This window comes from Actinomadura darangshiensis (assembly GCF_004349235.1).
In the GTDB taxonomy this organism is placed as follows: Bacteria; Actinomycetota; Actinomycetes; order Streptosporangiales; family Streptosporangiaceae; genus Spirillospora; species Spirillospora darangshiensis.
In genome coordinates this window covers 31998-41623 of sequence record NZ_SMKY01000049.1, presented here as the reverse complement: position 1 = coordinate 41623, position 9626 = coordinate 31998, and the positions used below count along the sequence as shown (strand labels likewise).

The 9626-nt window shown below is 74.3% G+C and carries 8 protein-coding genes; all 8 read right to left on the bottom strand.

The features are described from left to right. Window positions 1-458, bottom strand: a 458-nt coding sequence (locus E1293_RS13920) for a single-stranded DNA-binding protein (protein WP_132197713.1), incomplete at its 3' end; no start/stop codon positions are given. A gap of 84 nt (window positions 459-542) precedes the next feature. Next, window positions 543-2255 carry a GTPase family protein gene (locus E1293_RS13915; protein WP_132197711.1) on the bottom strand — a complete coding sequence of 571 codons (1713 nt, stop codon included), beginning with the start codon at window positions 2253-2255 and terminating at the stop codon, window positions 543-545. Beyond that, on the bottom strand, window positions 2252-4267 hold the full coding sequence (locus tag E1293_RS13910; protein ID WP_243716213.1) for a dynamin family protein: 2016 nt from the start codon (window positions 4265-4267) through the stop codon (window positions 2252-2254). Before E1293_RS13910 ends, E1293_RS13915 begins: the two co-directional genes overlap by 4 nt. Next, window positions 4264-5502 (bottom strand): uroporphyrinogen-III C-methyltransferase, encoded by a 1239-nt coding sequence (gene cobA, locus E1293_RS13905; protein WP_243716212.1) that lies wholly within the window; start codon window positions 5500-5502, stop codon window positions 4264-4266. The genes E1293_RS13910 and cobA overlap by 4 nt, the downstream gene beginning before the upstream one ends. 129 nt (window positions 5503-5631) lie before the next feature. Further along, entirely contained in the window at window positions 5632-6765 is a 1134-nt protein-coding gene (cobT, locus tag E1293_RS13900) for a nicotinate-nucleotide--dimethylbenzimidazole phosphoribosyltransferase (RefSeq protein WP_243716211.1), read from the bottom strand. Next, entirely contained in the window at window positions 6749-7774 is a 1026-nt protein-coding gene (gene cobC / locus E1293_RS13895; protein WP_132197707.1) for an Rv2231c family histidinol phosphate aminotransferase CobC, read from the bottom strand. The genes cobT and cobC overlap by 17 nt, the downstream gene beginning before the upstream one ends. Beyond that, window positions 7771-8367, bottom strand: coding sequence for a precorrin-8X methylmutase (locus E1293_RS13890; protein WP_243716210.1), 597 nt, complete (start codon window positions 8365-8367; stop codon window positions 7771-7773). Before E1293_RS13890 ends, cobC begins: the two co-directional genes overlap by 4 nt. Then, the gene (locus E1293_RS13885) at window positions 8364-9578 is read right to left on the bottom strand and encodes a bifunctional cobalt-precorrin-7 (C(5))-methyltransferase/cobalt-precorrin-6B (C(15))-methyltransferase (protein WP_132197723.1); all 1215 of its coding nucleotides are present in this window, start codon (window positions 9576-9578) and stop codon (window positions 8364-8366) included. The genes E1293_RS13890 and E1293_RS13885 overlap by 4 nt, the downstream gene beginning before the upstream one ends. Window positions 9579-9626: the final 48 nt, after the last annotated feature.

Sequence of the window (9626 nt, the reverse complement as noted above, 5' to 3'; positions counted from 1 at the left end):
GCTTTGGATTCGGGTTCTTCGGTGGGGGCGCCCAGGGCCCATTGGTCGGCGGTTTCGCGGGCCAGTTGGCGGTCTTCTTCGGTCAGGGGGCCGCTGCGCTGGGCGGGGCGGAAGTCGACGGTGCCGCGGTTCAGGTCGGGGCCGAGGGTGATGGCCTCCACCTCGGCGGAGAAGCGCCACTGGTCGTCGCGTTCGTACTGGCGGATTCGCAGGCGGCCGGTGAGCACCACGGGCGTCCCTCGCTGGAGGTCGGACGCGTTGACGTTGTCGGCGAGGTTCCGCCAGCAGTTGACCGTCAGGTACAGGGGCTCGTCGTCCTGCCACTGGCTGGTCTGCCGGTCGAAGCGGCGCGGCGTGCAGCCGACCCGCAGGGACAGGAAAGGGTGCCCGCTGGTCGTGACGGTATAGCGGGGCTCGGCCGCGACCCAGCCCGTGACGGTGATGTGCGCCTCGTTCATCTGTGTCCTCCGTTGTCTCGCGTACGAGTCAACGGTGGCGCAGCCGCGCGGGGCCGCGAAGGGCGTCCCGGAACTGTGGATAACTCAGCGGCCCAGGGCCAGATCGACGTCCTTGCGGAAGCGGGCGTAGACGTCCAGGTCCTGCTCGATCGGCTGGATCACCTTCTCGCGCGCCACGCGCTCGATGCCCTGCCGCATGTGGTGTTCCATCTTCTCGCCGTGTTTGGCGGACGACAGCGCCACCATGTTGCGGCACGCGGACGCCGTGAGCCACCCCATCCCGAGCGTGCATACCACCAGGATGGCGACGTACGGGATCAGGCCCGCCTGCCCGATGAGGCCGCCCGGGTCCTCACCGCCGACGTCCAGGACGCCGTAGGCGACGAGGAAGCCGATCCACACGACGCTGAGGACGGCGACCAGGATCAGGAAGTACTGCCAGGTCTTGACCAGCCACCACCAGCGCGGCACCACGTTGAACGTGGGCAGGGCCTCCTTGAGGGACTCGCCGAGCGCCTCCGGGATCTCGGTGGCCTGGGAGCGGGCCGCCGTGCGGACCGAACGCCCCCAGTGCGGCGGGAGCTCGGCGGCCACGCTCTCGGTGACGTTGTGGAGCGCGTTGTCGACGTCGCCCTGCTGGGCGCCGATCGGGCCGGTGAAGGCGTTGCGGAGCTCCTCGCGCAGCTCGGTGAGGCGCATCCGGCGCAGCGGGTCGGAGCGCAGCCGGGTGATCATGGCGCTGACCGGCCAGCCGATGAAGTCGGCGGCGCGCAGCTCGTAGGCGCTCTCCATGGCCTCGGCGACGGCGGGCGCCCCGGCGGCGTCGGTGAGGGCCTGGATCAGGTCGGCGCGGCGGCCGTCGTCGACGGTGCCGGGCGGCTCGGCGTCGAACCGGTAGCCGGTGAACCGCTCGGAGACCCGGTCGACGTCGGCGGACAGCCGCTCGGTGCGGGCGTGGCGGGCGGCGACGGTGTCGACGAGGACGTCGCGGAAGCCGGTCACGCCGTCGTCGGCGACCGCGGAGGTGGTCACGATCCGCGGCTCGGCGAGGCCCTCGGCCTCCAGGAGGCGGCGCAGGTCGGCGACGCAGTCGTCGATCTCGTGCGGGGCGAGCCGGTCGACCTGGTTGAGGACGATCAGGGTGACGCCGGTGTGCCGGGCGAACGGGACGATGTAGTTGCGGTGCAGGGCCGCGTCCGCGTACTTCTGCGGGTCGACGACCCAGACGAGCAGGTCGGCGATGGTGACGAACCGGTCGACCTCGGCGCGGTGCATCGCCTGGATGGAGTCGTGGTCGGGCAGGTCGATCAGCACGAGGCCCTGCAGGGACGCGTCGGCGCGCTGCAGGTCCAGGGCGCTGGCGCGGGCGTAGCGGTGCCGCTTGTCGACGTCGAGCCAGTCGAGCAGCGGGCCGGCGCCGTCCAGCCCCCAGACGCAGGCGTGGGCCTGGGACGTCATCGGGCGGCGCATCCCCGTCGGCGAGAGTTCGAGCCCGCAGATGGCGTTGAACAGCGACGACTTGCCGCTTCCGGTGCCGCCCGCGAGGGTGATGACGGTGTGCTCGCCGGACAGCCGCAGCCGCTGCCCGGCGCGCTCCAGCAGCGCGTCGGCGTCGTCCAGGACGGGCTGGTCGAGCCGGCCGAGGCCCGCGCGGACGAGCCCGTCGAGCCCGTTGAGCCGGTCGACCAGGCCGGGCGGGCCGGCGGGCGCGGCGGCGGCGCCCGGTCCGGACGCGCCGAGGATCGGGATCCCGCCGGTTCCCGCCGGCGAGTTCGCGGGAATGGCCGAGGTGGTCATCGGGCGACCTCGAGGTTGTAGGTGGCCTGGTACAGCTGGACGGGGACGGTCTCGTCGGGGATGCCGGCGGCGTCGAGCACCTGCCCGAACCGGATCGCCTCCTCGTCGAACAGCATCCCGATGCGGCTGCGCAGGTCGGCGCGGGCCTTGGCGCCCATGCCGCGCAGCGACTCGGCGCCGAACAGGGCCTTCAGCAGCCGCTGCGGGACGGCGCTGTTGCCGCCCTCCACGGCCACGTCCGACGTGCCGTACCCGAGCAGGCCGATCATCAGGACGAGCGAGACCGCCTCGTGGTCGAAGGAGACCAGCTTGGCGACCGAGCGCTTGGTGACGCCCTCGGTGCGGATCAGCTCCTGGACGTGGTCCTGCCACGAGCTGACGGCGCGGGTGACGCGCCGGGACAGCTCCGGTGAGACGTGCCCGAGGTCGCCGTCCATCCCGGCGATGACCTGGGCGCCGGCCGGATGCTCCCGCCAGCGGGCCATGACCTGCTCGGCGCCGTGCTCGGCGGACGCCATGATCAGTGACTCGAGGCCGCTGCGCAGCGCCGCCTTGAGGGCGCGGACCCGGGCCGGGCTGCGGTGCCGCCGGTTCGCGGCGCGGCCCCGCCGGGACCGCTGCACGTGCAGGGAGCGCAGCAGGTCGCCGGTGCCGGCGAAGTCCTGCCAGCGGGCGAGCACCTCGCCGCGCAGCAGCGAGCCGTTGCGGGTGGCCTCGTCCAGTTCGGCGAGGGCGGTGCCGTACCCGGACTCGACCTGGCCGGCCAGCTCGGTGCGCTGCTCGACCTGCGCCTCGACCTGCCGGGCCAGCTCGGGGACGCGGGTGCGGTAGCTGTCCAGGACGGCGGCGAGGGTGTCGCTGACGACGATCTCGCGGTCCTCGGCGTCCTCGGCGACGCCGGTCAGCCAGTCGCGGATGTCCTCGACGACCTCCTCGGGGAGGCGGCTGTCCTCGATCCGGGTCTCGGGGATGGTGAAGCGGTGCGCGTCGCCGACCTCGTGCTCGTCCAGCATCTCGCCGAAGTGCTCGACGACCTCCTCGCCGGCGCCGCCCGGAACCCGGGACAGGACGACGCCGATGGTCGCGCCGTTCTCCCTGGCGCGCTGGAGCATCTGCCAGACCTGGGCGTCGGCGTACCGGGCGGCGGTGGTGACGCACAGCCACAGGTCGGCGGCGGCCATCAGCTTGGTCGCGAACTCGTAGTGGTCTTCGAAGACGGAGTCGAAGTCGGGGCTGTCGAGGAGGGCGAGGCCGGGCGGCAGGACGTCGCTGGCGATGATGACCAACTGGTCACCGGCGATGGCGTCGGGCGCGGGGCCGCGGACGCGTCCCATGCCGGGGAGCATCGGCCCCTCCATGAACCACCGCACGTGGTCGGGGTGGCAGACGAGGATCGGGCTGCTGGTGGTGGGGCGCAGCACGCCGGTCGCGCTCACGCGGGCGCCGACGAGCGTGTTGACCAGCGTGGACTTGCCCGCGCCGGTGGATCCGCCGAGCACCACGAGCATCGGGGCGCCGGCGGCCTGGATGCGCGGCAGGACGTAGTCGTCGAGCTGGCCGCGCAGTTCGTCGCGGGCCTCCCGCGCCTGCTGGACGCCGGGGACGTCGAGCAGCAGGTCGAAGGCGCCGAGCTGGTCGCGCAGGACGGTCAAGGCCCGGACCACCTCGCCCTGCCGTACCGTCGCACCGGGCCTCGGGGCGCGCCGCCGGCCGCGCTTGGCCTTGGCCGCCTCCTCCTTGCCGGCGCCCTCCTCGGGGGCCTCCTCGTCGGGAGCGGCGTCGTCCGCGGGCACGGCGTCCTTCTTGGCCGTGCCCTTCCTCGTGGTCTGCTTCTTCCTCGCCGTGTCCTTGTCTCCGGTGTCCTTGTCGTGGGCCTCTTCGCCGGGCGCGCCCGCGGCGGACGCTTCGGTGGCGGCCGCGTCCTCGCCCGTGGCGGGGTTCTCGCCCCCGCCTCCCGGGCCGGCGCCGGCCTCCTCGTCGTGGACCGTGCTCTGCTCTGCGGGGGGTGTCACGGATCCCGTCCCAAGTCGGCTCGAATCATGTCGATCTCTCGTGCCACGTTGACCACGTCGCCCACGACCACGATCGCCGGAGGCGCGACCTCGCCGGCGGCCATCTCGCCGGCCACCGTGCCCAGCGTCGCGGTCAGCGCCCGCTGGCCGGGAAGGGTGCCGTCCTGTACCACGGCCACCGGCGTGCCGGACGACCGACCATAGCGCATGAGGGCGGCTGCGATGGGCTCCATCCGCTCCACCGCCATGAGCAGCACGATCGTGCCGTTCGCGCGGCCCAGCGACTCCCAGTCGACGGTCGAGTCGGGGTGCCCGGGCGGGACGTGCGCGGAGACGACGTGGAACTCCTGCGCGACGCCCCGGTGGGTGACCGGGATGCCCGCGGCGGACGGCACGGCGACCGCGCTGGTGATGCCCGGGACGACCGTCACCGGGACGCCGTGGCGGGCGCAGTACAGCGCCTCCTCGCCGCCGCGTCCGAAGACGAACGGGTCGCCGCCCTTGAGCCGGACGACGAAGCGGCCCTGCCGCGCGTGCTCGACCAGGTGCTCGTTGATCTTGTCCTGGGCGACCGTCCGGCCGTAGGGGATCTTGGCGGCGTCGATCACCTCGACGTCGGCGGCCAGCTCGTCCAGCAGCCCGCCGGGGGCGAGGCGGTCGGCGACGACGACGTCGGCCATGGCGAGCAGCTGCCGCCCGCGCACGGTGATCAGGCCGGGGTCGCCGGGGCCGCCGCCGACGAGCGCGACGCCGGCGGGCTTGCGCCGGGAGTGCCGGGATTCCAGGGCGCCGTCGCGCAGCCCCTCCACCACGGCGTCGCGGATGCCCGCGGCGCGGCGGGGGTCGCCGCCGAGCAGGACGCCGACGGTCGCGTCGCCGCTGTGCCCGCTGGCGGGCGTCCAGGCGGGCGACGACTCGGCGTCGTCGGCGCGGACGGCCCAGATCCGCGCGGCGTCGGCCTCCGCGACCACGGCGCCGTTGGTCTCGGCGTCGTCGGTGACGGCCTGCACCAGCCAGGCGCCCGCGCAGTCGCCGCGCTTGTAGGGCCGCCGGTGCCAGGCGATCCGGCCGCGTTCCGCCAGGCCCTCCAGCGTCGCCGTGACCGACGGCGAGACGAGGACGACCTCGGCGCCCGCGTCCAGCAGGGCGGGCACGCGGCGCTGGGCGACCCGCCCCCCGCCGACGACGAGGACGCGTCGCCCGCCGAGTCGCAGGCCTAGCAGGTACGGGGGCACGTGGTGGTTCTCTCGGACGCGGGTGGCTGACAGTGTCTTTGTGGAACAAAGGTACTCGGATTGAGGAGTCCATGGAGAGTGGCTCCGCCCGTTCGATAGCCGAGCGTGATCCATTCCGTGACCGCGCTGTTACGGCCGTCCGGCGCTCTGCCCGCCCGCCCCGGCCGATTTCTCGCTGACTCCCGCGGAGTCGAAGGTGGCGACCTCGTGCAGGACCCGCACCGCGCCCTGGACCAGCGGCAATGCCAGCAGAGCGCCCGTTCCCTCGCCCAGCCGGAGCTCCAGGTCGACGAGCGGCCGCAGGCCGAGCGCCTCGATCGCGGCGGTGTGGCCGGGCTCCGCCGAGCGGTGCCCGGCGACGCACGCGCCGAGGACGTCCGGGGACAGCGCGGCGGCCACCAGGACGGCGGCGCCGGCGATCACACCGTCCAGGACGACGGGGACCCGCAGGGCCGCCGCACCGAGGACGAACCCGGCGATCGCGGCATGCTCCAGCCCGCCGACCGCCGCGAGCACCTCCATCGGCTCCTGGTCCAGCCCGTCCAGGAACCCGTGCCGGGCCAGGGCCGTCCGGACGACCTCGACCTTGTGCTCGTGGGTGGCGTCGTCGATGCCGGTCCCCCGGCCGGTGACCAGCTCCGGCGGCAGCCCGGTGAACGCGGCGATCAGCGCGGCGGACGCGGTGGTGTTGGCGATCCCCATGTCCCCGGTGAGCAGGCAGCGGGCGCCGGAGGCCACCAGCTCGCGGGCCACCTCGATGCCCGCCTCGACGGCGCTCCGGGCCTTGTCCATGGTCATCGCGGGCCCGGCCGTCATGTCGGCGGTGCCGGGCGCGATCTTGCGGCGGAGCAGCCCGGGGGCCGCGTCCAGCTCGCCCGCGACCCCGATGTCGATCACCGCGACGCCGGCGCCGACCTGGGCGGCGAACGCGTTGACGACCGCGCCCCCGGCCAGGAAGTTGGCCACCATCTGCGCCGTGACCTCCTGCGGCCACGGGGTGACGCCCTGGGCGTGGACGCCGTGGTCGGCGGCGAACACGGCGACGGCGGCGGGCTCCGGCCGCGGCGGCGGGCACTGCCCCGCCAGCCCGGCGAGCCGGACCGACAGATCCTCCAGGACGCCGAGGGCCCCGGGCGGCTTGGTGAGCCGCGCCTGGTGGTCGCGGGCGTCCCGCATGGCCGCCTCGTCCAGCGGCGCGATGGAGGCGAGGGTCTCCTCGATCAGGTCCATGCTGTCCTTCCTGGCGTCAGATGCCCAGCTCACCGAGTACCTCCAGCAGCCGGTCGTTGGACGGACGGTCGCGCACGGCGATCCGCAGCCAGTCCGAACCGAGCCCTGGGAAGGTGTCACCGCGCCTGACCGCGTACCCACGCTGCCTTAGCAGGGCCCTGATTCCCAGGCCGTCCGGCACGCACAGGCATAGGAACGACGCTCGCGCCTCCGGCACGACGTAAAGGCCCCGCGCGGACAGTTCCGCTGCCAGCCGGTCACGCTCGGCGGCGAGTTGGACGGCCCACGCCTCAGCCTCCGCGACGGCCTCCGGTGCGGAACACGCCTCGACGGCCACAAGCGCCGGGGTCGAAACAGCCCAGAGCGGCTGCGCCTCTGCGAGCCGCTCGACCAGGTGGGAGTCGGCCAAGACGTATCCTGCGCGCAGCCCGGCGAGCCCCCATGTCTTGGTCAGCGAGCGGATGACGGCGATCCCGGTGGGCAGCCGCGTGGCGAGGGTCTCCGGCTCGCCCGGGACGCAGTCCATGAACGCCTCGTCGACCACGACCGTCCGGCCGGGCCTGGCGAGCGCGGCGACGGCGCCGGCGGGGTGCAGCACCGAGGTCGGGTTGGTGGGGTTGCCGACCACGACCAGGTCGGCGTCGTCCGGGACGGCGGCGGGGTCCAGCGTGAAGTCCTTGCCGAGGATCACCCGCTCCACCTCGTGCCCGGCGGCCCGCAGCGCGGCCTCGGGCTCGGTGAACTGCGGGTGGACCACCGCGGCCCGGCGCGGCGCCAGCACCCGCGCGAGCAGGACGAACGCCTCCGCGGCCCCGGCGGTCAGCAGCACCTCCCCGACCGACCGGCCGTGCCGCCTGGCGACCGCCTTGCGGGCCGGGCGCGGGTCCGGGTAGGCGGCGAGGTCGCCGACGGCCGCGCGGATCCGCTCGGCGAGCCATTCGGGGGGCATGCCCGCCCGGACGTTGACGGCGAAGTCGGCGAGCCCGTCGCCGACCTCCGCGTCCCCGTGATGGCGCAGGTCCACCTCTCCGGTCTCGGTCACGGCCGCCCCGCCTCGTGGTAGAGCAGCGCGTTCAGGGCCGCCGCCGCGACCGCGGAACCGCCCTTCTCCGAGACGTTGCTGAGCTGCGGCAGCCCGCTCGCGCGCAGCGCCTCCTTCGCTTCGCAGGCGCCGACGAAGCCGACCGGCATGCCGATGACGAGGGCAGGGCCGACCCGGCGGGCGATGATCTCGGTGAGCGCCTCGGGCGCGGACCCGACGACCCAGACCGCGCCGGGCCCCACCTCGGAGTACGACAGCCGGACGGCGGCGGCCGACCGGGTGATGCCGGCGGCGCGCGCCATCCGGGCGGCGGCCGGGTCGGCGGCGTGGCAGATCGTCTCGCGGGCGCTGATGCCGGCGGCGACCATCCCCTCGTCGGTGACGACCGGCGCTCCCGCGCGCAGCGCCGCCCAGCCCCCGGTGAGGTGCTCCTCCGCGGTCACGAGGTCCACCGCGTACTCCAGATCGGCGGTGGCGTGGATCACCCGCTCGGCCACGGCCCGCCACAGCGGCGGCATCGGGGACAGGTCGACGCGGGACCGGAGGATCTCATACGACCGCACCTCGATCGGGTGGGGCTGACGGACGGTCAACTGCGCTCCTCCACTGCTCCCGGCGGGGCGGGGATGGTCTCGATGGGGCGGTTCTTGCGGGACGGCCGCCACGCGGGGGTCTGGGCGCCTCGTTCGCCCCATACGACGATCACGGGTTCGGCAGGCTCCCCCCGCGGGGTCAGCGGGGCGGCCTGGAGCCGGACGGCGTCGCCGGTGAAGCCTTGCTCGTCCAGCATGTCCAGTATGGACTGAGCCTCGCCGGCGGTGGCCAGGGCGACGATCCGGGCCGGGCCGAGCGCCGCGCAGACCCGGACGGTCTCCAGCCCGCCGCGCCCCAGGAACCCGGGGCCGAGGAACACGGCGTCGGGGGCGGGGAGGTGCTCGGCGGTGGACCGGACGTCGCCGGACGCCATCGCGGCCTTGACCCCGTGCAGCCGCACGTTCTCCCGCACCCGCTCGGACGCGGCGTAGTCGCGGTCGACGGCGACGACGGCGGCGCCGAAGCGGGCACACTCGACGGCCACGGAGCCGTCGCCGGACTCGACGTCCCACACCATGTCGCCGACCCTGGGGCCGAGCTTGGCCAGGACGAAGGCACGGACGTCGGGTCGCAGGCCGGGCCCGTCACCGAAGGCTTCCGAGGGCAGCGCCCACCCGGCGGGCCCGGGCGCCGCCCCCGAGATCCAGCCCGCTTCGCCCAGCGCGTGGCGGTTGTCGAGGACGAGCACGACATCGGGGTCGTGCCACGGACGAGTGGTCGCCTCGGCCGGACGGACGTAGACGACCCGCTCCCCAGGCCCGCCCAGGTCCTCGCAGACCACGAAGGAGCGCGGCGTGACGGGGAACAGCGCGCGCGCCAGTTCGCTAGGCCCTGCCCCAGGCCCCGTCAGCACCGCCACCTTCGGGTGGGCGCGGCACGCGTTGACGGCCTGCTTCAGGTGCCCGTCCCTGGCGGAAACGACGAGAGCGTCCTCCCAGGGCAGCCCCGCCTGGGCGAAAGCCCGCGCGACCAGGGGCGTTGCAGGAAAGGTCTCTGGCGCGTGCCCCTTTTCGAGCAACTCCCTGACGACGCCGAAGTAGCCGGGATCGCCGTCCACGACCAGCACGACGTCCTGTTCGCTGACGTCGACGCCTTGCAGAGCCTCCACGAGGTCGCCTGTAACGACCTTGCGGGCGTCCGGCGCCAACGGCAGATCCTTCAACAGCCTGGGCTCACCCAGTACCAGCGCAGCGCTCTCCACAGCCGCCATGGCCGCTTCGCAGAGCGGCGACCCGTCGCGGCCGACGACCGTCAGCAT